This is a genomic window from Bacillus sp. BC08 (assembly GCF_054326875.1).
Map to the genome: position 1 here is coordinate 362,037 of NZ_JBTGPA010000027.1, position 24,983 is coordinate 387,019.

The following is a 24,983-nucleotide window of genomic DNA, read 5'->3' on the forward strand; positions in this document are numbered from 1 at the left end:
GAAATTCGTGTCTTTTTTATTTTATAGAAATGACTCTACCCGTTTCACTACTTTCAATCGCTAATTGAATAAGTCGAATAACTTCTAAGCCTTCTTGCGCTGTTACAGGTGGTTTCTCGCCATTTACAATACTATCTCTTACACCTTTATAGTACATGTCATAACAGCCAACTTCTGTCGGAATACACTCTAGCTGTTCTTCAGCATCTAAAGTAGCAAAATTCTCTTCAACGTCTACTCCATAACTGTTATCGCCTGGCTTCATTCCATTTTTTAATTGTTCTTCCTGTGAATCCATACCGTATTTCACGATAGAACCTTTATCTCCATGCAGTGTAAAGTGTGGACCTGCTTGCTTAACATAACTGCTACTATGTAAAGTGACACGTTTCACACCGTAGTGAAGTATAACATGGAAGTAATCATCAATTTCTGCACCTGGTCGTTGTTTGATCACATCTGCACTTATTGCATCTGGTTTCCCAAATAATGATAATGCTTGGTCAATTAAATGCGAGCCTAAATCATATAATATTCCTGATCCTGGTAAGTTTTTTTCTCTCCAGCGGTCGCGCACATGTGGACGGAAACGATCAAAATGCGCTTCATATGCATATACATTCCCTATTCTATTTTCTTCTAACAATTTCTTTATCGTTAAGAAATCATTATCAAAACGACGATTATGATATACACTTAATACCACATTATGTTGCTCTGCTAACGAAATAAGCTCTTTTCCTTCTTCAATTGAAACAACAAATGGTTTCTCCACAACTACATGCTTACCATGTAAAATTGCTTCTTTTACATATGGAAAGTGAGTTGTATTCGGTGAAGTAATGACCACTAAGTCAATATCAGCTCGCTTCACCAATTCATCAATTGTACTAACAACGTTAGCATTCGGTAATGTTTCTTTTACTACTTCTTCTTTTGAAGATAATACGGCACGGATATCGTATTCTTCTATCGTTTCTAATAATGGGATGTGAAATGTTGTACTAGAAAACCCAAATCCTACAATCCCTACACCTATTTTTTTCATGTTGCCCCTCCATCTGTCCGGCTTCAACTAATAATCAGTCGGGATAAAGAAAATACTCACTGATTAAAGTTTCACTTTATGAGAACGATTTCATTCAATTATTATAACAAGATTATTGTTATGGACATAATAATTTGCCTAGAAAAAAGCATCTTGCTATTATTCATAGCAAGATGCTTTCACTTTACTCCGGTCGTTTTTTCGTCCACGTTTCAATAACTTCACCAGTATCATTAACATCTAGTACTAAACTACCGTTACTATACCGGTCTTTATTTCGATACGCTTTCGGATCAATTTCTTCTACAATGTGTTTCTCTGTCTTCATGTAAACTAGTTCATCGTCTCGAACAATTTCAATACCGACAATACGGTATGGATTACGTTTTAACTCTTTGAAAATAACAAGACCTCGCTTCGCCCTCGTTGATTTCTCAATTTCTGATGCTTTTAGACGTTTTACAGCACCACGCTGCGTTACGAGAATAAGTTGATCTTTTTCGCCATTTAACGGTTTACCAGAAGCAACATAGTCATCTTCTTTTAAATTAATGGCTTTCACACCAGCGGCCCTTACACCAACTGGACTTACTTCATCTTCATGGAAAATAAGTGCATATGCACCATAGGTTGCAAGAACGATATCACGCGTTCCATCTGTCGCAAATATATCTACTACTTCATCATCTTTTTTCAAGTTTACAGCCACGAACGCCCTTGAATAACGCTGTACTTTATATTGGTTTAATTCTGTTTTCTTAATCATGCCATTCTTTGTTACAAATACGATAAATCGTTTTTCTTCTTCAAAATTCGGTACGACGGTCGCCCAAATAATCATTTCATCTCGCTCAAGTGAAACGAGATTCGCAACGTGTTGACCTAAATCTTTCCAACGGATTTCTGGCATTTCATATACTGGCAGATATATATAGTTTCCTTTATTCGTAAATAAGAGGACTGTCTCTGTCGTATTCGTATCGAATCGCTCCAGTAAGATGTCACCCTCTTTCATACCGAAGTCTTTCCCGTTCGATGCATTATGTGAACGCCAACCTGTTCGTTTCACATATCCTTCTTTCGTTACAGTAACGATGACATCTTCCTGCGGAATCATAACTTCCACATCGATTTTAATTTCCTCAATTTGTTCTTCAATAATAGCACGGCGATCATCACTATATGTTTTCTTTACTCTCTTCAAATCTGTTTTAATAACTTGAAGAAGTCTTTTTTCACTTTGTAAAATTGACTGTAATTCTGCAATTTTTGTACTTAATTCATCCGCTTCTTTTTCTAGTGCTGTAATATCTGTATTTGTTAAACGATATAATTGCAACGAAACGATTGCTTCTGATTGTGCTTCTGTAAAACCAAATTTGGCACTTAAGTTATCTTTCGCATTACGTTTATCTTTAGAAGCTCTAATTGTTTCGATTACTTGATCTAAAATTGATAATGCTTTCATTAAACCTTCAACAATATGCTGACGATTTTCTGCTTTTCGTAATTCATATTGAGAACGCTTTGTTACGACTTCTTTTTGATGCCCAATATATGCATCCAAAATCTTAGGTAATGTCATAAGTGTCGGACGACGATTATTTATCGCTACCATATTAAAGTTATATGGAATTTGTAAATCTGTATTCTTATATAAATAATTTAAAATACCTTCAGCATTTACTTCTTTTTTCAGCTCTACAACGATGCGAAGACCTGTACGATCTGTCTCATCACGTACTTCAGCTATTCCATCTAGTTTTTTATCTAGACGTAATTCATCCATTTTTTTAACAAGGTTTGCTTTATTTACTTCATACGGAATTTCTGTAATGACGATTTGTTGCTTACCACCACGAATCGTTTCAACTTCCGCTTTTCCGCGAATAATAATTTTACCTTTTCCTGTTTCATACGCTTTTTTAATGCCATCAATCCCTTGAATAATACCACCGGTCGGGAAATCTGGCCCTTTCATAACTGTTAATAAATCATCAACAGTACTATTCGGCTTATCAATACGCATCATCGTCGCATCAATTACTTCCCCAAGGTGATGCGGAGGAATTTCTGTTGCATAACCAGCTGAAATCCCTGTAGATCCGTTCACTAATAAGTTCGGGAACATCGCTGGAAGTACAACAGGTTCTTCACTCGTATCATCGAAGTTTGACACAAATTCCACTGTTTCTTTATCAAGATCACGTAATAACTCAGATGCAATTGGTGATAATCGAGCTTCCGTATAACGCATTGCCGCTGCTGGATCGCCATCAACACTACCATTATTACCATGCATTTCAACTAAAACATTACGTACTTTCCAAGTTTGACTTAAACGTACCATCGCCTCATATACAGAGGAATCACCATGTGGATGGTAGTTACCAATAACGTTACCGACTGTCTTAGCTGATTTACGAAATGCTTTATCATGTACGTTTCCTTCTACATACATAGAATATAAAATACGTCTCTGTACAGGTTTTAAACCGTCACGCGCATCTGGAAGCGCGCGATCTTGAATAATATATTTACTATAACGTGCAAAGCGGTCACCTAACACGTCTTCAAGCGGGAGGTCATGAAACTTCTCTGCCTGCATGTTATTCCACCTCCGTCTCCATAATCATTTCATTTTCTAAAATATTTCCTTCTTCTTGCATACCAAATTGTACATTTCGTTCGATCCATTTACGGCGAGGTTCTACTTTATCCCCCATCAATGTCGTAACTCGGCGCTCCGCTCTTGATGCATCGTCAATTTTCACACGAATCAACGTACGTGTTTCAGGATTCATAGTTGTCTCCCATAATTGATCTGCATTCATTTCGCCAAGTCCTTTATAGCGCTGCAGCATGTAGCCTTTACCAACCTTTTTTGTTACACCATCTAATTCTTCATCAGACCATGCATATTCAATTACTTCACTTTTCCCTTTTCCTTTACTTACTTTATATAAAGGTGGAAGTGCGATAAATACTTTGCCAGCTTCGATAAGTGGTTTCATATATCTGTAGAAGAACGTTAATAACAATACTTGAATGTGCGCACCATCTGTATCGGCATCGGTCATAATTACAACTTTATCGTAGTTAATATCTTCAACAGCAAATTCATTCCCTACACCACCGCCAATAGCGTAAATGATTGTATTAATCTCTTCATTTTTAAAGATATCAGCAAGTTTTGCTTTTTCTGTATTGATTACTTTACCACGTAACGGTAATACCGCTTGGAAACGTCGGTCTCGACCTTGTTTCGCTGAACCACCAGCAGAGTCACCCTCCACTAGGTACAGTTCATTTTTCTGCGGGTTACGTGATTGTGCAGGTGTTAACTTACCACTTAATGTACCTTCTGATTTCTTTTTCTTTTTACCAGTACGTGCTTCTTCTCTCGCTTTTCGAGCAGCCTCACGTGCTTGCGCTGCTTTAACTGCCTTTCTCACAAGAAGTGTAGCAACATCCGGGTTTTCTTCTAAAAAGTAAGCTAAATGCTCTGATACAATGGCATCAATTGAAGAACGAGCTTCACTTGTACCTAGTTTTCCCTTCGTTTGTCCTTCAAACTGAAGTACTTCTTCTGGTACACGTACAGAAACGATAGCCGCTACACCTTCACGAATATCTGTACCTTCTAAGTTTTTATCTTTTTCTTTTAAAAGTGAAACTTTACGAGCATACTCATTGAACACACGAGTCATTGCTGTCTTAAACCCAGCTTCGTGTGTTCCACCATCTTTTGTACGTACATTATTTACAAACGAAAGAATATTCTCTGAGTAGCCATCGTTAAATTGAAATGCTAGCTCTGCCTCAATTCCATTTTGTTCACCAGTAAAATATACTACCGGATGGATTGAATCTTTTTCTTCGTTTAAGTATGAAACGAAAGCTTCGATTCCTGTTTCATAATGAAAGACATCTTCTAAATCATTTCGCTCATCTTTTATTGAGATTTTCATCCCTTTTAATAAGAATGCAGATTCACGTAATCTTTCACATAATGTTTCGTAATTGTAATTTGTTGTGCTGAAAATCGTTGTATCTGGTTTGAAATGCATTGTCGTACCAGATTCTTTCGTCTTTCCGATTTTCTCAAGCGTCGTTACAGGAACACCGCCATTTTCAAAGCGTTGTTCATAAATACTTCCGTCACGCTTAATCGTTACGACTAACCATTCAGATAAGGCGTTTACTACTGATGCCCCAACACCGTGTAAACCACCGCTCGTTTTGTAACCACCTTGACCAAACTTACCACCAGCATGAAGTACAGTTAAAATAACTTCAGGTGTAGGTTTCCCAAGTTTATGCATTCCCGTAGGCATTCCTCGCCCTTTATCTATAACGCTAATACTATTATCTTTATGTATTACGACTGAAATTTCGTCACCAAATCCCGCTAACGCTTCGTCAACGGAGTTATCTACTATTTCATATACTAAATGATGCAATCCACGGCTATCCGTACTCCCGATATACATACCCGGGCGTTTTCGAACGGCTTCAAGTCCTTCTAGCACTTGAATTGCATCTTCATTATATTGGAACTGATGCTTCGCCAAACTCCTTGCCCCTTTCCTAATCAAATCAGAACATATGTTTCTATTATAGAATAACGCCTCGACTATAGTTTTGGCAAGTTATCTTATCTCTTTTATATACCATTTTCAATAGAAAAATCCTTGTTTTTTCACAAGGATTCCTCTAGGCTACTATTTCAGAAAAATAATCGTTTGTCAACGAGAAATGGATATGTATGCCAAGATTACACATTCCAAACCTTTATCATGATCCAAATGATCAATATCCAAAATGGGATAACAAGTAACAATCCCCAAAAACAGCCTTTAAAAAATCTCATGATGAACACCTCGTTCATCGGCCCTACTTACCTATAGTGAGGGCTGAATCGATCTTTCTACCTTTAAATCTATACTATCTTGTCATCGCATGTTCTACTTTAATACAACGATCCATTATTACAGTATAGCCTTTTTCTTTTAACAGTTTATATGTATCTTTATCTTGTACTCCTAATTGTGCCCAAAAAACGTCTGCATCAATCTCTACAAACTCTTTCGCAACATCCATTAAAAATTCTGAACGGCGGAATACATTTACAATGTCAACATGTTCCTTAATATCCTTTAGTGAAGAAACTGCTTTTTCTCCAAGCACCTCATCTACTGTTGGGTTTACTGGAATAATGCGATACCCAGCATCTTGCATTGCTTTTGAAACCATATACGATGTACGTTCTGGTTTATCCGATAATCCAACAACTGCAATCGTTTTGCTTTTCTTTAACACTTCACCAATTTCCGTACGAGTTGGGTTTTCAATTGTCATAATTTATCCCTCCTATTCCTTTAGTATAGCCGATAAAGAAAGTCTCTTTCAATATGAAAGAGACTTTCTTTTATTTCAATTATTGATTCTTTGTAGCTGAATTATCTGCTAAAGTAGCTGTTTTCGTCATTTTTTGACCATTACGGTAAAATGTAACTTCTACTTTTTCGCCTACTTTTTTCTTTTCATATAAATATTTACGGAATTGAAGTGAATTTTCTACTTTTTGATCATCTAATGCTACTACAATATCATATTGTTCTAAGCCAGCTTTTTCGGCAGGTGATATTGGGTAAATTTTACCTAATACAACGCCGTTTGTTACTTCTTTTGGTACTTTCAATTGATTTACTGCATAAGCTTGCACATCTTCTAATGAAACAACACCTACACCAAGGGCTGGACGTTTCACTACTCCTTCTTTTTCAAGTGATTCAATAACTGGTTTTGCGATATTAATTGGAATAGCAAATCCAATTCCTTCAACTTCTTGTTGTGCAATTTTACTTGAATTAATCCCGATTATTTCACCGTTTTGGTTAAATAACGCACCACCACTATTACCTGGGTTAATCGCTGCATCTGTTTGAATAACTTGAGCATTCCAATCCGCACGTTTATCACCATCAATATCTACTGGAATTTCACGTTCTTTACTACTAATAATACCTTCCGTTACACTTCCATCAAACCCTAGTGGATTACCGATTGCAATTGCTTTTTCACCAGCACGGATTTTACTTGAATCACCTAAAGTAGCAACTTTATTTACATTAGACCCGTCAATTTCAACAACAGCTAAATCTAACCAAGGATCTTTCCCTACTAATTTTGCATCTACTTTTTTACCATCACTTAATTTTACAGCAAGTTTATTTGCTCCATCTACTACGTGGTTATTTGTTACAATATATGCTTTATTTCCTGCTTTTTTATAAATAACACCTGATCCTGAACCAGCTTGTTGTTCTTGGCCTGTCGGTTGCATTGCAAATGGATCAATGCTTTGTTGCATATTAATTACACCTACAACAACATCTTTCGCGCCTTCAATCATACCAGGTAAATCAGTTTCATTTTTTGCTTTATTGACAACAGGAACTACAGTACCTTCAACTTTTGAATCCGAACTGAATGATGATACAGCCGCTCCATTATTTTGAGCCCATGGCATATATGGTGCCGCAAAACTAATTGAAACAGCTCCAACTACTGCTCCGACTAAACCTGTGAAAAAATAACCTTTTTTGCTGCCTGATTTTCTCACTTCTCTCGTTTCACTATGCTCTTCATTTAAATTCGGTCCGTCGTAATATCCCATGTTTTATTTCCCCTCTCTGGTGAATTCGTACTTTCAGTATAGTCACAGTCTGTGTCCTTCTTGTGAACTCATCGTGAAATCCAATTAAAAAAATACTCTTATCTATCATTGTAGACAAGAAAAGTATTTTTTGTACATTTCACCTACAAAAGAGAGTATAAATTTGCTATATCCCAAAACCAAAGTACATAGTAATTTCAAGGTTATTCTTCAAATTTGTAACCAACTCGAATAACAGTACCGATATGCTTCGCTTTATCTCCTAGTTTATTTCGTAGTTTTTTAATATGAGTATCAACTGTTCGGTCATCACCGTAGTAATCATATCCCCATAGCTGATCTAATAAATGTTGACGTGACAACACAATTCCTTTGTTCTCCATTAAATAAACAAGAAGTTCAAATTCCTTATGTGTTAATATAATTTCTTCTCCATCTACTAACACCGTTCTAGATAGGCGATTTACTTCTATTCCAGCTAAGGACATAGTATTTTCTTCTGCTACTCCTACCACGCCATCCGCACGTTTCAATAATGTCTTTGCTCGAGCTACTAACACTTTCGGGCTGAAAGGTTTCGTTACATACTCATCTGCACCTAATTCGAACCCTAGTAATGTATCATCCTCATCTGAACGTGCTGTCAGCATAATAATTGGTACTGCTGATTCTTTTCTAATTCGTCTACAAACAGACCATCCATCTATTTCTGGTAACATAATATCTAACATAATCAAATCAATTTCATGCTCCGCAAATAATTCTAACGCTATTTTTCCGTCTTCTGCTTCGATTACTTCAAAGCCTTCATTACGAAAATAATCACTAACGATTTCACGTAGCCTTCTTTCATCTTCAACAAGTAATACTGTTTTATTCATATCATCTATCCCGCCTTTTTACTCTTTCAATCGAATAATACGTTGATTGGAGCTTCCGCGAAATGGAAGTGTTAAATCTTTTTTCTCGATTTCAAATCTTCCATCGACTAAAACATCCCCATAATGTAACAACTCTATCATATCATTATTTTGAGAACTCTGTATCTCTTCTACCGTATAACCTGTATACATCCACAGATTTTTTTTCAAGTCTTTCACTGCTTTTGCTACTTTTTTCACTTCAGCAGCTTGAAAAAATGGATCTCCACCTGAAAATGTTACGTCAGTTAATGGATTACTTGCAATCTCTTTCACAATTTCTTCTACTGTCATTTCAGTTCCATTACAAATATTCCACGATTTCGGATTATGGCAACCGAAACAACGATGCGGACAGCCAGCAAAAAACACGACTGTCCGCAACCCTTCCCCATCTACTACACTATCATGAATAATATTCATCACTTTCATTTATGCTTCACCCGGTCCATCTCTTCACTACGTTTCGCACTATTCCACTTCGACATATCACCTACAAGATAACCTGTTATACGGCGAATTCTTTCTATATTAGCCTCGTCTTCATTTCCGCAGCTTGGGCATTCATTACCAATAACCCCGTGGTAACTGCAGCACTTACAACGGTCAACAGGATGATTAATTGAACCGTATCCAACGCCATGATCTGACATCGCTCGTACAATTTGTTTTAACGCCTGTTTATTATGCATAGCTGCTCCGTCTAGTTCAATATACGTAATATGTCCCCCGTTACATAGGGCATGGAAAGGTCCTTCTAAACGAATTTTATTTATCGCTTGCATGTTATAGTAAACTGGGATATGAAATGAATTCGTATAATAATTATGGTTCGTTATACCGCTAATCACACCAAATTCTTCTCTATCTTTTTTCACAAACTTCCCTGATAATCCTTCTGCAGGAGTTGCAATTACTGAGAAATTCAGTTCATGTTCTTCCGTCGCTTTATCCATTTTATCTCTCATAAAGGAAATGATTTCATACCCGAGTTTCCATGACTCTTCATCTTCTCCATGATGCTTTCCTGTTAAAGCTACTAAACACTCCGCAAGACCTATAAAACCAAGACTTAGCGTACCTTGCTTTAAAATGGATGCTACAGAATCTTCAGGATGTAACTTTTCTCCACCGCGCCATACACCTTGCGAATATAAAAATCGAAAATCTCTTGCTCGCTTCGTACATTGATACTCAAATCTCTCTAATAATTGCTGGATTCCTAAATCTAAGTAATAATTTAACGCTTCAAAAAATGCTTCTTTTGAACCACTAATTAACGCTAATTTCACTAAGTTGATAGACGTAAATGATAAATTGCCTCTTCCAATCGCTGTTTCTTCTCCATGTATGTTAGACATAACACGGGTACGACATCCCATGTAACATACTTCACTTTCCGGTCGCCCGTCATAATGCACGGCATTAAATGGCGCATCTAAAAATGAAAAGTTAGGGAATAATCGTTCAGCCGTTGTCTCTAAAGCTAATTCAAATAAATCATAGTTCGGATCACATTCTTCAAAATTCACACCTTTTTTCATTTTAAAAATTTGAATAGGAAAAATTGGCGTTTCTCCTTTACCAAGACCAGCTTGTGTCGCTTTTAAAAGCTGTCTAACTAATAACCGTCCCTCTTTTGATGTGTCTGTTCCATAATTAATAGAAATAAACGGTACTTGTCCCCCGCCCCTACTATGCATACTATTGGAATTATGAACGAAAGCTTCACACGCCTGATACGTATCATTTTCTGTTTCTTTCCATGCAAATTCATCTATTTGTTCTTTCGTAAGCGGATATGACTGTAATCGTTCCTTATGTCTCGCTACTGTTTTTCTCACATATGGAGCTAAATCAATATCAAAGAGTGCAAATGATTGACCACCGTGCTGCATATTTTGATTCGCCTGAAAAATAATAGACGAAAGAGCCAATGCACTTTTAATATCCTGCGGTTGTCTCATATGCCCATGTCCGGTATGAAAACCGTTCGCGAGCATTTGTGCTAACGGAATTTGCGAACAAGTCGTCGTTCCTGTCGCATAAAAATCTAAGTCATGTGGATATAATATATTTTGATTTATCGCTTTTTTCACTTGCTCTGACAATAAATTTTCAACTGCATAATATTTCGCGCTCTCTGATGCGAACGTTCCCATTACTCCCATCGGAGAGCGGCCATCTACATTTGCATTTTCTTGCATTAAATCTTGCTCACTACCGTGGACAATCGTCTCAAATACTCTCATTAATTCTTCTCCACGTACATTTCGTTGTAACATTTATAACCCTCCACCAATATGTTGTTGTCTTTTGATTAAAATGTTACTACATATAGTCTTGGTGTTTCTGTGAGAAATGTAACATTCCTGTGAAATTTTTTTCACGAAATAATGAATTTTTCATTTACAAAAAAGAAATGTGCTCTTTACAAATGTATGGTACAATATACGGGAAAAACTCTTTTTACCCTTTATCAACACATTTGAATAAAGGAGACTGAACTTATGGTTACTACATATCTTTTATTTATCGTTGCCTACTTACTTGGCTCGATTCCATTCGCACTAGTCGTTGGAAAAATCGGCTACGGAATCGATATTCGTGAGCACGGAAGCGGTAATCTAGGCGGAACAAATACATTCCGCACACTAGGGAAAAAAGCAGGTTTTATCGTTACAATTGCTGACATTTTAAAAGGTACATTAGCAACAAGTCTACCGATTATTTTCGGATTAGATGTTCACCCACTATGGTTCGGATTAGCAGCTGTTCTTGGACATGTGTATCCGATTTTCGCAAAATTCCGTGGTGGTAAAGCTGTTGCAACTTCTGCTGGCGTACTATTATGCTACTCTCCAGTTGTTTTTGCAATATTAGCTGTTGTCTTTTTCAGCCTTTTATTTACAACAAGATACGTATCACTTTCTTCTATGGTAACAGCCGTCGTTGCTGTTATTGCATCCATTGTTAGCGGGGATAAAATCTTCATTATTGCGATGTGTTTATTAGCAGGTATGGTTATTTATAAACACCGTGCAAATATCGGACGAATTATAAATAAAACTGAACCGAAAGCAAACTTTTCAAAAAAGCAAAAATAAGATCGTAACCCACATAACGCAAAAAGAAAACGTGAAGCATATTAATAGCGTCTTTTTGCGTTATTTTTTATACTAAAGAAAAAGCAACATAATTTGGAGGAACTATACATGAATCTTTCCGTAACAAAAGAAGCAGCACAATGGTATAAAAACGAATTAAACTTACAATCAGGTGAAACACTACGCCTTTTCGTACAATACGGCGGTTGCAGTACTGTGCAAAAAGGACTTTCTTTAGGTATTCGTAAAGATGATCCTGCATATCCTGCTGTTCAAACTCAAGAAGAAGGTATTAACTTCTTTATTGAAGGCGATGATGAGTGGTTCTTCGATGGACATAATTTATCTGTTACATTTAACGACGGTGATGATTTCCCGCAATTTAATTATGAAAAATAAAAAAAGTGTGGCAGAAGCCACACTTTTTTTATTTTTTCTTAATTTCCTCATATTTCGCATACCACTCAGGATATAACTTTTTAAATGATACGGGCCTGAACCCTTCTTTTTTCGCACAAATATTCGTCGTAGTTGCAGTAATACAAAGGTCTCCATCACCGTTATATATTTCATAACCATATACAACCCGAAGCGGGCTCACGCTATCCACCCACGTTTTCACAATTGCTTTTTCACCGTAGCGCATCGCTTTACGATATGAAATTTGCAAGTCTAACACAGGAGAAATAATCCCCTCTTTCTCCATTTCAACATATGAAAATCCTAAATCTTGTATAAGTTTCGTGCGACCTAATTCCAGCCACACCAAATAGTTTGAATGGTAAACAACACCCATTTGATCTGTTTCCGCATAACGGATTTCAACTTCATGTTCTGCTACAAACATATGTATTCGCCTTCTTTCACTTCTGCTACCTTGCATACATTTAATCATAATACAGTGACATCAAAAATAAAATAAAAACAGTGAATCTTTTACCGAAAGGAGCAAGCATATGATTCAAATTGTAACTGTTCGTAGTGGTGATAGCGTATATAGCTTGGCATCAAAATATGGATCAACACCTGATGAAATAGTAAAAGACAATGGACTAAATCCATCTGAAACACTCGTCGTCGGTCAGGCACTAATCGTGAATACGAAAGGAAATAATTATTATGTACAGCCTGGCGATAGCCTCTATCGAATTTCTCAAACATATAACGTTCCTCTCGCTAGCTTAGCTAAAGTGAATAACTTATCTTTAAAATCTATTCTCCATGTCGGACAACAATTATATATACCGAAAGGGACAAAACGAGCAGTAGAATCCATCGCTTATTTACAACCTTCAACTATACCAATAAAAGAAAGTTTGGTTAATGCTACGCGTGCTATTAATCCATTTTTAACATACTTAGCTTACTTCAGTTTCGAGGCAAAAAGAGATGGTACGTTAAAAGAACCAACTGAAACAGCTAAAATCGCGAATATTGCAACGCAAGGCAAAACCATCCCTATGCTCGTTATTACAAATATTGAAAATGGCAATTTCAGTGCCGATCTAACATCAGTTATTTTACGGGACGCAACAATTCAAAATAAATTTATTACAAACATTTTGCGAACAGCTGAGAAGTACGGTATGCGAGACATTCATTTTGATTTCGAGAGCGTGGCACCTGAAGATCGCGAAGCGTATAATCGTTTTTTACGAAATGTGAAAACACGATTACCTAACGGATACACATTAAGTACAACGCTTGTACCGAAAACAAGTTCAAATCAAAAAGGGAAATTTTTCGAAGCTCACGATTATAAAGCACAAGGACAAATTGTTGATTTCGTCGTTATTATGACATACGACTGGGGTTGGCAAGGCGGACCACCGATGGCGATTTCTCCTATCGGCCCTGTAAAAGAAGTACTTCAATACGCAAAATCTCAAATGCCTCCCCAAAAAATTATGATGGGGCAAAATTTATACGGATTCGATTGGAAACTTCCGTTCAAACAAGGGAATCCACCAGCAAAAGCAGTTAGCTCTGTTGCAGCTGTTGCACTAGCTCGTAAATACAATGTTCCTATCCGCTATGATTTCACAGCTCAAGCTCCACATTTCAATTACTTTGACGAAAACGGCGTACAACACGAAGTTTGGTTTGAAGATTCGAGATCTATTCAAAGTAAATTCAACTTAATGAAAGAACAAGGCATTGGTGGTATTAGTTACTGGAAGATCGGTTTACCATTCCCGCAAAATTGGCGTTTACTCGTTGAAAATTTTACAATTACGAAAAAGGGCTGACAAAAGTCAGCCCTTTTTTACTTTTAAAAATCCGTCACAAAAAAGAAGAATGACAACATTCTCCCTTTTTAACCGTTATCAACAATCGGTTGTTTACCTGTTTGGTCTTGCATTTGCTTTCCTTTATTGCCACCAGCTTTTTTTGATTGCGTCCCAATATGATTCGGTGCAAAGTCTTTTGAATTCTTTTTCGGATTACCCATTACTATCGCCTCCTTAACACTAGTATCGTACTAGTGTTAAGAATTATTCAGCTTGCTTAAAAAGTTTCATTTCATAACGTTTTTCAATACGCTCTTCAATACGATCGATTGCATCACGATCGCTTAATAATTGTTGTTTATTTTCTTTCACAAGTTCGTCAAATGATTTACGGCGACTTCTTCTCACGCTGTTCACCCTCTCTCCTTCGCATTCTTACTATACATAGTATGAGCAAAGGAAAAACTCTTTAATCAGATTTGCAAGAAAATTTTATGTTTTAGTACTCCTAAAAAAATCCGTGTACAATAAACCGTACACGGATTTTTTTATACCATCATATTTAAATATTCTTTTAGTTTTTCATCCGCATTCATTTCACTTTGTTTATACTCACTTAGCGCTTGCAGTACGAAATCATACTGTTCTAAAATATAACTTTCTAATTTCAGGACGTCCTCTAAGCTATTAAGCATAATTCTCGTATTACCAACTTCGCTTTTTAACGCCGGTTCACATTTTAAACTCGTACATATTTCTTTCACATCAGCTTCTAATATCTCTGTTAATACGTATTTCTTTCGCCCTTTTACTTTTACTCTCAAAACTGGATAAAAAGCTTTTATATCTAAATAGCTTCCTACATTCATACAACGAACCCATTCGATATCACGTTTATTTCGTACAAGTATCTTTTTTACTGCCTCATATACTGCTGTTTCATCAAGTACTTCCGTAGTCGATTTTCTTTTTGCCTCTTCTTCAATAGATGCACATTTTTGATAAACAGCTGCACAAGTAATACAATCATCAAATGCGTTATGAGAACTTAAGCGAATGCCAAGCATTCGCTTTAACGTTTCAAGTTTATGATTCGGTGCGTGCTTCATATATTTCTTTGCTAAAAACACAGTGTCAATTACTTTATTTTTAGGTTCAGGCAGCCCAAGCATATTTACATTGCTTTTCAAAAAACGCATATCAAAAGATGCATTATGAGCGACAATAACATTTGTATGTAAAAATGCTAAAAATAAAGGTAATACTTCTTCAATCGTCGGTGCATCTGAAACACGATAATTTGTAATACCTGTTAAACTCGTTATTCGGTCCGGAATTGAACGCTCTGGATTCACATAGGAAACAAATTGATCTACTAGTTCATGATTACGATATTTCACTGCTGCGACTTGAATAATTTTATCATTATAAGGGTTAAATCCTGTTGTTTCAAAATCAATTACAACATAATCTAACGGTAAGGATATATCCCCCACTCCAAACACTCCTTTACCTCTAAACGTTTATATTTCTTTTATCATAACATGCTGCTATCACTACGTGAAAAAGAAAAGGCAGAAATGCGAACTTTCTACCTCTACCTTTTCACCTTTATTTTAATTTAGCAATCCGTTTCTCCATCTCTTTTTGCGTCATCGGTCCAATAAACTTATCTTGAATAACACCTTTCGTGTCTATAAAGTACGAAGTTGGGATCGTAATTACTTTATACGCTGTTGTCACATCAATGTTCTTGTCCAATAAAATGGGAAAAGTAATTCCTTTTTCTTTCGCAAAATTGCTTACCTTTTCTACTCCCCCACCTTTTTCTGAAGGCGTATAATTTATTGCTAAAATTTCTACGTTTTCTTTATGTTCTTTATAGAAAGCCTCCATATCCGGCATTTCTTGCTGACAAGGTCCACACCACGTTGCCCAAAAGTTTACAATCACTTTCTTTCCTTTTAAATCCGATAACTTTACATTCGTTCCATCTAACTTCGCTAATGTAAAGTCCGGGGCACTCTTCCCTATTTCAATACCATTACTTGCAATCATCTCTTTCATAGCAGCTTCACTTTTTTCTTGCTTCCCTTGTACCACCTGATCGTTTTTACCAAACTGTTCATAAGCTGCATATCCGGCTAAACAAAGTAACACTACAATAATCGTAAACTTCCGCCACATTTTATATCACCCTAACGTGTTTGTCTTCTTATAACTTAATCACTCAAATACTATATACCTTATTTTAGCTTATACGGACGAGCTTGGAAATATTCACAGTCGAAATAATTAGAATATTCTTATTTAAAGTGAAATTTTTTCCTTTTTATCATATAATTAGAAAAACAGATGAAGTGTTGCTTATCTTCTTATGGACCCATTCACCTTTTTACTCTCGTAATTATAAACTTACAACAAAAGGGGGATTGTTTATGAATTCATTCGAAAAAACAACATTATATATTCTTAGTTTTCTTTTATACCCAGTCGGTATTATTACATGGATTATTTCACTCTTTAGTAAAGATCTTGAAAAAAAGAAAGTAGGGCGTATTTGTCTCTACGTCTCTCTAGTCTCATTCGTTCTTTTCTTAATTCTTGGAATTGCCACTTTCCTTATGACTGCTACCTTTAACGTTGATCTGAATCATTCAGAATCTATCGAGTATCAAATTAATGATGCTGAATAAGGATAAAGAGCAGTGCTCTTATCCTTATTCACATTTCTTAAAAAATGAATGACTGTATATTAATTTTTCAGGCCTTCCACACGCAACAATATTTCCTTCTTTCATTATGACAACACAATCTGCTAGTATCGCTTTCTCCACATCATGTGTTGCCACAATTTTCGTGACCTCTCTTCCTAATCCTTCTATCATATCCCAAATAGTTTCTTGATTGCTCGGATCTAATCCAGCAGTCGGTTCATCTAAAATAATAAGATTCGGATTTGAACCCATTGCTCGCAATAATGCAAGACGTTTTCTTTCTCCTCCCGAAAACTCTTCACCACTTTTATGTAATACAGTTTCAATCCCCCCAGGTAAATCTCTAATAATCGGTTTCACATTTACAAGTTCAATATTTTTTTCTAATTGATCTTCTAAATACGCTTCTCCGAAATACATATTCTCTTTTACTGTCGTCCGAAAGAAACGAGGTTCTTGCCACACTGTAGTCATACGAGCCTCATTACCATAATAAACAATGCTACCGTTAGATGGTTTATACAAACCTGTCATTAATTTTAAAAGCGTTGTTTTTCCTGCACCACTTTCCCCCACAATAATAACGAGTTCACCGGGGTGAATTTGCAAATCAATATTATGAATTCTGCATTTCTCTTCATCGTTCTCCTGAAATGAAACATTTGTTACCGTCATCCCCATCGCTCTTTCTACCTTACTATCTGCCACTCGCTTATCTAAAAAGGAAAAAACTCTATTTGCCGAAGCGACTGCAACTTGTGTCATCATTAATAAATCGCCAACGTAACGAACTGGAAAAAAGAGCATTTCAATCGTGGCTAACACGGCAACAAGTGAACCAACTTCCATTTCCCCCTTCATTATTTTTTGCGTGCCTATAATGAGAACAACGATATATGCTCCTGTTTCAATCACTGTTCCAACTACTCCAATGCAGTGTTGCATCATCGTCTTCTTTACTTCTGTTTTATATGATTGTGCCGTTGCTCCTTTAAATAAGCACATGGCCCACTTTTCTTGTTGCAAACTACGTAAATCTTGTGCTCCTTTTACAAACTGTGACACCATCTCTACAACACTTGATTGATTGTTTTGAACAATGCTTGCAATATTTCTTACCTTTTTCCCCATCAACATCGGAACCGTTGCACTTAAAAATAAAAATGGAGTTACCCACAATATGAACTTTATATCTATATGTTGTAGTGCTATGAACGCACCTATAAATTGCGCAATAGCGTGTACATATTCTATTAATATAGAACCATATAATCTGACCCAGTTTGGAATATCAGACACAACTAACGTCTCTAACTCTCCTTGTTTAATCTTCTCACTCGCTTCAAACGGTAATGAGAGAAAATGACGCAATACATCTATACGTTTCCTTCGCAATATTCGTTGACTTGCTTTAGAGCTTACATAATCAAATGAAAGATTGTTCACCCACATCAACGAGCGACTAACTGCAAACAAAGTAATGTAAAAATATGCCTCCTTTAACTCCCGTTGAATAAGATTATCTACAATTAGCCCCATGAATAGTGGACGGGATAAATTTAAAATAGCTGCAAAGAGTCCACTGCATATGGCTGCTATGACTAACATTTTTTCTTTCTGTAACGGTAACAATATTCTTTTATATTCTTTCATGACCTTTCCTCCATTTTTTAAAGTAAAAAGAAAGGGATGAAACCAAATGGTTTCATCCCTTTCCATAAAATAAGGAAGCTAACAGTTGTTAGCTTCCTTGTCGTTTATTTCAATTATTTAGTTCGACACCTTAGATTCTTCAATTTTTTCACGAAGAACCATTTGCAGAATACCACCGTGACGGTAGTAGTCAATTTCTACTTCACTATCGAAACGAGCTACTACTTCAAATTGTTTTTCGTTGCCATCTACATCAGTTGCAACTACTTTTACTAGATCGCGTGGTCTAACTGTTTTGTCAATTTGAATTTCAAATGACTCGTTACCAACAAGACCTAATGTTTCAGCGCTTTCGCCATCTTTAAATTGAAGTGGTAATACACCCATTAATACTAGGTTACTACGGTGAATACGCTCGAAGCTTTCTGCGATTACTGCTTTAATACCTAATAAGTTTGTACCTTTCGCAGCCCAGTCACGAGAACTTCCCATACCGTAATCTTTACCAGCAACAACTAGAAGGCCTGTGCCATCTTCTTTATATTTCATAGCAGCATCATAGATTGATGTTACTTCACCAGTTGGCCAATATGTTGTATATCCGCCTTCTGTTCCTGGTGCGATTTGGTTTTTAATACGGATGTTTGCGAATGTACCACGCATCATAACTTCGTGGTTACCACGACGAGAACCGTAAGAGTTAAAGTCAACTGGTTGTACGCCGTTTTCTAATAAGTAGCGTCCAGCTGGTGTATGCTTACCGATTGAACCTGCTGGTGAAATATGGTCTGTCGTTACAGAATCTCCAAATTTACCAACTATGCGTAAACCTGATAATGTTTCAACTTCACCTGGTTCTTTAGATAAACCTTCAAAGAATGGTGGGTTTTGAATATAAGTTGAATCATTATCCCAAGTATATAAAGCTTCGTTTGAAGTTTGGATTTCATTCCAACGCTCATTGCTGTTAAATACTTGTGCATATTCTTTCTTGAACAGTTCAGATGTAACAACGCTTTGAACTACATCTTCAATTTCTTTCGCTGATGGCCAAATATCGTTGAAGTATACAGCATTGCCATTTGTATCTTTACCGATTTCATCATTTTTCAGGTCAATATCAACAGTACCTGCAAGTGCATATGCCACAACAAGTGGTGGTGATGCTAAGTAGTTTGCTTTTACAAGTGGGTGAATACGACCTTCAAAGTTACGGTTACCAGATAAAACAGATGTTACTAATAAATCGTTTGCTGCGATTGCTTCTTCTAATTCCTCTGCTAATGGACCAGAGTTACCGATACAAGTCGTACAGCCGTAACCAACTGTTTGGAAACCTAATTGATCTAAATATGTTGTTAAACCTGATTTATCTAAGTATTCAGTAACAACTTTAGATCCTGGTGCTAACGATGTTTTTACGTACTCAGGTACTACAAGTCCTTTTTCAATTGCTTTCTTCGCAACTAGACCTGCCCCAATTAATACGTATGGGTTTGATGTATTTGTACAGCTTGTAATCGCAGCGATTGCAATTGCACCTGTTTTCATCGTTACTTCTTTATCTTCTAATGTAACCTTCACTTCTTTATCGAACTCTTGCTCATTAAATCCAAGTCCTTGTGTTCCAACTGGCGCTAAAACAGCTTTGTGGAACGCATCTTTCATATCTGAAAGTGGAATTAAATCTTGTGGGCGTTTCGGTCCAGAAAGGTTAGATTCGATTGTATTTAAATCAATTTCAACAAGATCAGTGTAAATTGGATCTTTGCTGTCTGCTGTATAGAATAAACCGTTCGCTTTACAGTATTCTTCAACAACGCGAATTTGCTCTTCATCTCTACCTGTTAAACGTAAGTATTCTAATGAAATTTCGTCGATTGGGAAGAATCCACAAGTTGCGCCATATTCTGGTGCCATGTTTGAAATTGTTGCACGGTCAGCTAAAGGCATGCTCTTTAGTCCATTACCGAAGAACTCAACGAATTTACCAACTACACCTTTTTGACGTAATACTTGTGTTACTTTTAATGCAACGTCTGTTGCTGTAGTACCACTTGGAAGTGTACCAGTTAATTTCACACCGATTACTTCAGGTACTGGGAAGTATGAAGGCTGTCCAAGCATTCCTGCTTCTGCTTCAATACCACCAACGCCCCATCCAAGAACGCCGATACCGTTAATCATTGTTGTATGTGAGTCTGTTCCAACTAATGAATCTGGGTATGCAACTAAGTCACCTTCAGCATTTTTCACAGCATGAACAACTGGTGCTAAATATTCAAGGTTTACTTGGTGTACAATACCTGTAGCTGGTGGAACTGCACGATAGTTATCAAATGATTTTTGTGCCCAGCTTAAAAATTTATAACGTTCTTCATTACGTTTAAACTCTAAGTCCATGTTGAATGCAAGCGCGTCTGCCGTACCCGCTCTATCAACCTGTACAGAGTGGTCAATTACAAGGTCTACAGTAATTTCCGGATTAATTTTATCAGGATCCCCGCCCATATCTGCCATTGCTTTACGAAGCGAAGCCAAATCTACAACAGCTGGTACACCAGTGAAATCTTGTAAAATTACACGAGATGGTTTAAATGGAACATCGATATCTTGCACATCCTTCGTTCCCCATTTCGCTAAATTTGTAACATGCTCTTCTGTGATTACACGTCCGTCTACTTGACGAAGTACAGATTCAAGTAAAACTTTCACGGAATATGGTAATTGAGATACGTTGCCAACCCCTGCGTTTTCAAGCGCTTTCAAATCATAATAATGATACGTTTTTTCATCTACTTCAAAAGTTGCACGTGATTGAAATGGATTATGTTTGACCATTATGTTTCCCCCCTGTTAAACGTGACTAAGTTGTCTGAATATAAAATGTAGACAAACTTTTCAATACCTTACGATAATATCTTATTACAACTTTCTAAATAAGTAAATAATAAGAAACTTATAGATTATCATAAGTTTTCTTTATGTTTCTAAATTTGAATAATGTCCATGCTCCTTATGAATACTATTACCATAAAGTAAAGTGCTCTATTAGCGCTTTGCTTATAGTTCATACATACTATGAACTGCTCATCATTCAACTTACAAAAAAGTTATAGAGGTGAAATAAAATGGGTAAAAGAAAAGCAAATCATACTATTTCAGGAATGAATGCGGCATCTGCACAAGGACAAGGAACTGGTTACAATGAAGAATTTTCAAACGAGCCTTTAACTCCAGCAGAGCGACAAAATAATAAGAAACGTAAAAAGAACCAGTAACGAAAAATCCCAAAAGGTCCATTTCCTTTTGGGATTTTTTCTAATGTTTATAACGTAGTAATTCTGAAACCGTTACAAATCGGTAGCCTTGTTTTTTCAGCTCAGGTAAAATTTTTGCTAATGCTGCTACTGTTTGACTGCGATCATTTCCTCCATCATGTAACAATACGATATCTCCACTTTTAGCATGTTTCACTACATGATTTACAATGGATTCAACCCCTGGATTTGCCCAATCACGCGGGTCTTGATGCCACGACCATAGAACCGTTTGATAACCCGCTTCTTTCGCGGTTTTAAATACAGCATCGTTAATATATCCGCCAGGTGGACGGAATAGCAAAGGTTCTTTCACCCATTTTTCAAAATATTTCTTCCCATCTAAAATATCATTTTCTAATTTTTCGTCTGATGAATTACTGGCATACAAATGATTCATCGTATGGTTTCCAATTTCATGTCCCTCTTTTAACACTTGTTTCACTAAATATGGATTACGCTGCACTCGAAATCCAATCATAAAAAATGTCGCTTCTGCTTTATATTGACGTAATAAATGTAAAACTTGTGGTGTATAAGTTGGATCTGGTCCATCATCAAATGTAATGGCAATAATCTTTTCATTATTAGGTACTTCCCACGTTACATAGCCAGTTGGTTCTAGCTCTTTTCTGAGCAACATTTTCGCTTCCACTTTTTCAACTTGAAATATATGTACTGCGCATAATAAACAAAAAACGAATAGAAAAATCTTCTGTTTTAGCATAACGTTCGTCAAAGTAATAAGGTTGTCGAATACACAACAATCTCATTTACTTTTCTAATTGATCTACATTTCGCATAATGTTTTGGAGATTATTTTCGTATTGCTCAAGTTGTGGGCGTTGTGTTTCTGAAGCTACCTCTAACGCATTTTGAATTTGTTCGTACGCTTCCTGAACCTCTTGGCGTAACTCTTTTAAATCCTGACCGTAGTTTGGATCATTTTTCACAATGTTATTAAATGCGTTTTCTGCTTGTGTAACTCCTTGCTGCGCTGCTTGAAAAGCTTGTTGTTTATCTTTATGATATGGCATTATATAATCCCCTTTCCATAATAGTTAGTCCCATTTATCTTTACCCGTTTTTCTAAAAACATTCTCGTATAAATTTGCAAACTTCTCTCATTCTAAAGAGAAAGAGGAGGTGTCACATACAATGGGAAAAAACAATCGTGAAGCAAAAGAAAAAAAGGGACAACCTGAACCATTAAGCGGATCTCATAAAGTAAAAAACCGTAACCATTCACGCCAAAAAAATCATGCACATCATGATATGTAAAACAAAAGGCTCACACTAGATACCTTTGCCACATACAATGTTTATATTTTTCCATTTATTCTTCACCCCTACTTCATTCATGCATAACATAGTATGAATTGAGATTTTACGGAGGGTGTCTTACATGGGCAAGAAAAAGAAGGATTGTCTTTTTCATGTTGATGGTTTCGAAGAATGGATGGATCAATTTTGTTCTGATTCTTGTAGTAACTTTAGTTTCCCAAATCAAATTCATATTGACCTTTGTGAAACTGAACAAGAATACATTTTGGAAACAGATGTACCAAATGTATCCGAACAAAATGTAGTTATTAAAAAGATGGAGACAGGCCTAAATATTTGCATACTTCATAATAATAGTTCTTTACAGCGGATTATTCCTTTACCCGCTACTATTATTTATAAGAAGATGCTAGCCTGCTTAGAGAATGGATATTTAGCCATTCATATTTCCAAAAATGAAGTTGCTAATAAACATGAAGAAAAAGTTCTTTTTCAAATTGAGAATTAAAATAAAGTAAAACTGTAATCAACGGGAGTTTTACTGCCGCAAATAGCCGGATGAATACAAAAATAAGCCCCAGCAGTCTGCTGGGGCTTATTTTATCCCACGTTAACGGACAGTAAAACTCCCACCCAAAAATTCAGTTGGAGCAAAGAAGTTAGGTGGGAGATCAACTGTCCGTTAACGTCCGATTGGTTCAACTAATAATCAGTGGGGGATGAACAAAACCCCCACTGATTAAAGTTTCACTTTATTTCGCATGTAATTCTAAATTACAATTTCTATCATCTCTCTTTTTCAATAAACCTTTTGCAACTAAAATTACAGGAAATGCTACAGTTGAAAATATAGCTAGCGCTGAAAAGACAATAAATCCATTTTGGTACCCGTAGTAATCGAGAAGTACGCCCCCAAGCCATGGACCAATTACTGCTCCAATTCCTGAAAATCCCATTGCTCCAAAATATGTGCCTTTTAAATGTGAAACAGCTATACCATCTATAAATACATCCGTCATTGAAAACATGAGAACTTCTCCAATTGTAAAAATAATTGTGCAAATGGCAGCACTTAGCGTAGATTCTACTATTCCAAATCCAAACAATCCTCCGCTCACAAATAAAGTTCCAACCATAATGGATACTAGCGGTGTATACTTTTTACACATTTGAATAACAGGGTATTGAATTACAACTACAACAATCGCATTTAAAGCTAACATATATGAAAATAATTTCACTCCATCCTGAAATATATGTGCATTTGCAAAATACTGAGATACTGTTGTCGTTAAGTGAGAAAAACCACAATTACTCAAAATAATACCAACTAATGCAACTAAAAATACGACATCCTTTCGCAAAATACGCATTGCATTTAACATTGTGACGGGCTTTTCTGTATTTACTTTCTTTTTTTCAATTGGATACTTCTTAAATTGGAACGCTAATATAGCTGTATATAGAATGTATACTCCAGCTGCTACTAAAAACGGAATTGTTGATTTTGCACTTCCAATTTGTAATCCGACAAGTGGGCCAATTGCTACTCCAACATTGATTGCACCGTAACGCAAATTATATACGAGTAAACGATACTGTGGTTTCGTTAAATCTGATAATAATGCTCTTGACGTCGGTTCAAAAAAAGACCTACATAATCCATTCAAAGCATTTAATAAAAAGAAACTTAAAACATGATCTGCAAGTGAAAAACCTATGAATACAAACACCCAAACGATCATGGACCATATTATAATCATATTTCGGCCGAACCGATCCGATAAATTCCCTCCGATAAAACTAGCAAATACTCCAACAAGTGCACTCGTTCCGATAATAGCACCCGTCATTCCAGCTGATACGCCTTTCACAGTCGTTAAATAAATCGCTAAAAAAGGAATACTCATTGACGTGGCAAACCTCGCAAATAAAGTCCCCATTATAATTGTCATTCCTAACGGATGTATATTTTGCAACTTCCCTTTCATCTTAAAAACCTACTCTCCCTGTTCTTACAT

At 36.3% G+C, this 24,983-nt stretch carries 25 protein-coding genes; 7 read left to right on the forward strand and 18 right to left on the reverse strand.

From position 1 onward, the window contains the following. Window positions 1-16 precede the first annotated feature (16 nt). The 8 genes from ACXVYO_RS08050 to ACXVYO_RS08085 all read right to left on the reverse strand — a co-directional run bounded on the left by ACXVYO_RS08050 (window position 17) and on the right by ACXVYO_RS08085 (window position 10,935). Window positions 17-1,048, reverse strand: a complete 1,032-nt coding sequence (locus ACXVYO_RS08050; protein WP_458466609.1) for an oxidoreductase — start codon at window positions 1,046-1,048, stop codon at window positions 17-19. Between the two features lie 184 nt (window positions 1,049-1,232). After that, a complete protein-coding gene (gene parC, locus ACXVYO_RS08055; RefSeq protein ID WP_458466610.1) occupies window positions 1,233-3,656 on the reverse strand; it encodes a DNA topoisomerase IV subunit A in 2,424 nt (807 codons plus the stop codon). Window position 3,657: 1 nt separating this feature from the next. Then, window positions 3,658-5,622, reverse strand: coding sequence for a DNA topoisomerase IV subunit B (gene parE, locus ACXVYO_RS08060; RefSeq protein WP_458466611.1), 1,965 nt, complete (start codon window positions 5,620-5,622; stop codon window positions 3,658-3,660). 373 nt (window positions 5,623-5,995) lie between these two features. After that, the gene (locus ACXVYO_RS08065; protein WP_458466612.1) at window positions 5,996-6,409 is read right to left on the reverse strand and encodes a CoA-binding protein; all 414 of its coding nucleotides are present in this window, start codon (window positions 6,407-6,409) and stop codon (window positions 5,996-5,998) included. A 79-nt stretch (window positions 6,410-6,488) separates the two neighbouring features. After that, a complete protein-coding gene (locus ACXVYO_RS08070; RefSeq protein WP_458466613.1) occupies window positions 6,489-7,730 on the reverse strand; it encodes a S1C family serine protease in 1,242 nt (413 codons plus the stop codon). Between the two features lie 203 nt (window positions 7,731-7,933). After that, the gene (locus ACXVYO_RS08075; RefSeq protein ID WP_001044678.1) at window positions 7,934-8,611 is read right to left on the reverse strand and encodes a response regulator transcription factor; all 678 of its coding nucleotides are present in this window, start codon (window positions 8,609-8,611) and stop codon (window positions 7,934-7,936) included. An 18-nt stretch (window positions 8,612-8,629) separates the two neighbouring features. Next, window positions 8,630-9,082, reverse strand: a complete 453-nt coding sequence (gene nrdG / locus ACXVYO_RS08080) for an anaerobic ribonucleoside-triphosphate reductase activating protein (RefSeq protein ID WP_458466614.1) — start codon at window positions 9,080-9,082, stop codon at window positions 8,630-8,632. After that, window positions 9,079-10,935, reverse strand: a complete 1,857-nt coding sequence (locus ACXVYO_RS08085) for an anaerobic ribonucleoside triphosphate reductase (protein WP_458466615.1) — start codon at window positions 10,933-10,935, stop codon at window positions 9,079-9,081. Before ACXVYO_RS08085 ends, nrdG begins: the two co-directional genes overlap by 4 nt. 225 nt (window positions 10,936-11,160) lie before the next feature. Here ACXVYO_RS08085 and plsY point away from each other — a divergent pair, with 225 nt between their 5' ends. Further along, window positions 11,161-11,757, forward strand: coding sequence for a glycerol-3-phosphate 1-O-acyltransferase PlsY (plsY, locus tag ACXVYO_RS08090; RefSeq protein WP_000258967.1), 597 nt, complete (start codon window positions 11,161-11,163; stop codon window positions 11,755-11,757). A 108-nt stretch (window positions 11,758-11,865) separates the two neighbouring features. Further along, entirely contained in the window at window positions 11,866-12,156 is a 291-nt protein-coding gene (locus ACXVYO_RS08095; protein ID WP_458466617.1) for a HesB/YadR/YfhF family protein, read from the forward strand. A gap of 28 nt (window positions 12,157-12,184) precedes the next feature. On the opposite strand, the gene ACXVYO_RS08100 is transcribed toward ACXVYO_RS08095, so the two are convergent. Further along, entirely contained in the window at window positions 12,185-12,604 is a 420-nt protein-coding gene (locus tag ACXVYO_RS08100; protein WP_073515907.1) for an acyl-CoA thioesterase, read from the reverse strand. Window positions 12,605-12,713: 109 nt separating this feature from the next. On the opposite strand from ACXVYO_RS08100, the gene ACXVYO_RS08105 reads away from it, so the two are divergent. After that, window positions 12,714-14,006, forward strand: coding sequence for a glycosyl hydrolase family 18 protein (locus ACXVYO_RS08105; protein ID WP_088023459.1), 1,293 nt, complete (start codon window positions 12,714-12,716; stop codon window positions 14,004-14,006). 68 nt (window positions 14,007-14,074) lie between these two features. Here ACXVYO_RS08105 and sspN read toward each other — a convergent pair whose 3' ends face one another. The 4 genes from sspN to ACXVYO_RS08125 all read right to left on the reverse strand — a co-directional run bounded on the left by sspN (window position 14,075) and on the right by ACXVYO_RS08125 (window position 16,175). Then, on the reverse strand, window positions 14,075-14,209 hold the full coding sequence (gene sspN, locus ACXVYO_RS08110; protein WP_000527987.1) for an acid-soluble spore protein SspN: 135 nt from the start codon (window positions 14,207-14,209) through the stop codon (window positions 14,075-14,077). A 43-nt stretch (window positions 14,210-14,252) separates the two neighbouring features. Beyond that, window positions 14,253-14,396: an FbpB family small basic protein gene (locus ACXVYO_RS08115; protein WP_001254697.1), complete on the reverse strand. Its 144-nt coding sequence runs from the start codon at window positions 14,394-14,396 to the stop codon at window positions 14,253-14,255. Between the two features lie 140 nt (window positions 14,397-14,536). After that, window positions 14,537-15,484, reverse strand: coding sequence for a 3'-5' exonuclease (locus ACXVYO_RS08120; RefSeq protein ID WP_458466618.1), 948 nt, complete (start codon window positions 15,482-15,484; stop codon window positions 14,537-14,539). 115 nt (window positions 15,485-15,599) lie between these two features. Beyond that, on the reverse strand, window positions 15,600-16,175 hold the full coding sequence (locus tag ACXVYO_RS08125; protein ID WP_073515910.1) for a TlpA family protein disulfide reductase: 576 nt from the start codon (window positions 16,173-16,175) through the stop codon (window positions 15,600-15,602). Window positions 16,176-16,426: 251 nt separating this feature from the next. Here ACXVYO_RS08125 and ACXVYO_RS08130 point away from each other — a divergent pair, with 251 nt between their 5' ends. Continuing rightward, window positions 16,427-16,684, forward strand: a complete 258-nt coding sequence (locus tag ACXVYO_RS08130; protein ID WP_073515911.1) for a hypothetical protein — start codon at window positions 16,427-16,429, stop codon at window positions 16,682-16,684. Window positions 16,685-16,708: 24 nt separating this feature from the next. On the opposite strand, the gene ACXVYO_RS08135 is transcribed toward ACXVYO_RS08130, so the two are convergent. After that, complete coding sequence (locus tag ACXVYO_RS08135; RefSeq protein ID WP_458466619.1) at window positions 16,709-18,358, reverse strand: ABC transporter ATP-binding protein; 1,650 nt, start codon at window positions 18,356-18,358, stop codon at window positions 16,709-16,711. 117 nt (window positions 18,359-18,475) lie between these two features. After that, window positions 18,476-21,199, reverse strand: a complete 2,724-nt coding sequence (acnA, locus tag ACXVYO_RS08140) for an aconitate hydratase AcnA (protein WP_458466620.1) — start codon at window positions 21,197-21,199, stop codon at window positions 18,476-18,478. A 290-nt stretch (window positions 21,200-21,489) separates the two neighbouring features. Between acnA and sspO the strand changes: the two genes are divergently transcribed. Then, entirely contained in the window at window positions 21,490-21,639 is a 150-nt protein-coding gene (sspO, locus tag ACXVYO_RS08145; protein WP_458466621.1) for a small acid-soluble spore protein O, read from the forward strand. Between the two features lie 40 nt (window positions 21,640-21,679). Here sspO and pdaB read toward each other — a convergent pair whose 3' ends face one another. Together pdaB and ACXVYO_RS08155 are read right to left on the reverse strand one after the other, a co-directional pair. Then, the gene (gene pdaB, locus ACXVYO_RS08150) at window positions 21,680-22,405 is read right to left on the reverse strand and encodes a polysaccharide deacetylase family sporulation protein PdaB (protein ID WP_458466622.1); all 726 of its coding nucleotides are present in this window, start codon (window positions 22,403-22,405) and stop codon (window positions 21,680-21,682) included. Window positions 22,406-22,451: 46 nt separating this feature from the next. Further along, window positions 22,452-22,715, reverse strand: coding sequence for a hypothetical protein (locus ACXVYO_RS08155; RefSeq protein WP_458466623.1), 264 nt, complete (start codon window positions 22,713-22,715; stop codon window positions 22,452-22,454). Between the two features lie 121 nt (window positions 22,716-22,836). On the opposite strand from ACXVYO_RS08155, the gene ACXVYO_RS08160 reads away from it, so the two are divergent. Both ACXVYO_RS08160 and ACXVYO_RS08165 read left to right on the forward strand, forming a co-directional pair. Continuing rightward, entirely contained in the window at window positions 22,837-22,959 is a 123-nt protein-coding gene (locus ACXVYO_RS08160) for a small acid-soluble spore protein P (RefSeq protein ID WP_000517650.1), read from the forward strand. 124 nt (window positions 22,960-23,083) lie between these two features. Beyond that, complete coding sequence (locus tag ACXVYO_RS08165) at window positions 23,084-23,470, forward strand: Hsp20/alpha crystallin family protein (RefSeq protein WP_061678577.1); 387 nt, start codon at window positions 23,084-23,086, stop codon at window positions 23,468-23,470. Window positions 23,471-23,714: 244 nt separating this feature from the next. On the opposite strand, the gene ACXVYO_RS08170 is transcribed toward ACXVYO_RS08165, so the two are convergent. After that, window positions 23,715-24,953, reverse strand: coding sequence for an MDR family MFS transporter (locus ACXVYO_RS08170; protein WP_458466624.1), 1,239 nt, complete (start codon window positions 24,951-24,953; stop codon window positions 23,715-23,717). Window positions 24,954-24,983: the final 30 nt, after the last annotated feature.